We start from the raw sequence: 625 nt of genomic DNA on the forward strand, positions 1-625 counted from the left end.
CAGCCGCCCTGCTCCAGGGGGTTCTTGGTGGCGCGCCGCTGCAGCACCGTGCCCCAGTCGGTCGAGGCCAGGTCCAGGTTGAAGCCCATCCGGGTGAAGAGATCGGCGACGACGAGGGTGGAGGAGTTGATCGAGGCGATGTCGGTTGCGTTCATCAGCACGAGCTTCTTGCCGAGGGCCCCGGCCGCCTGGAGCTCCGAGCGCGCCTGGGCGATCGACTGCTTGTAGCGGTCGAGCCCGACATCGGAGGCCATGGGCGAGGCCGGCGCGAAGAAACCCACCTTGTCCTTGATCAGCTCCGGATTGCCGATGACCGGCGTCATGCAATCCATCTGGTTGATGGCGGTGATGACGGCGCGGCGGACGGCGGGATTGTCGAAGGGCTCGGTCAGGGTGTTCGGCCGGATGATGCCGATGAGGCCGAGCACGTCCGCCACCTCGACCTTGAGATTGCGGTTCCGGCCGAGCAGCGGCAGGAAATCCCCGCTCGGCTGCTCCCACCAGTCGGTCTCGCCCGATTGCAGCGCGGCGRCGGCGGTCGACAGGTCGGAGATGATCTGCCACTCGACGCGCTCGAAATTCGCGACCTTGGGCCCCGCCGTCTGCTGCGCGGTCCCGCTGGGCA

The 625-nt window shown here is 67.8% G+C and carries 1 protein-coding gene; it reads right to left on the reverse strand.

Annotated elements, in window-relative coordinates; genetic code table 11:
• The coding region (locus AC1DWF_RS35940; RefSeq protein WP_476843225.1) for an ABC transporter substrate-binding protein at window positions 1-625 on the reverse strand (625 nt) is incomplete at both ends.

It is taken from the genome of Aminobacter sp. P4_D5 (genome assembly GCF_056401815.1).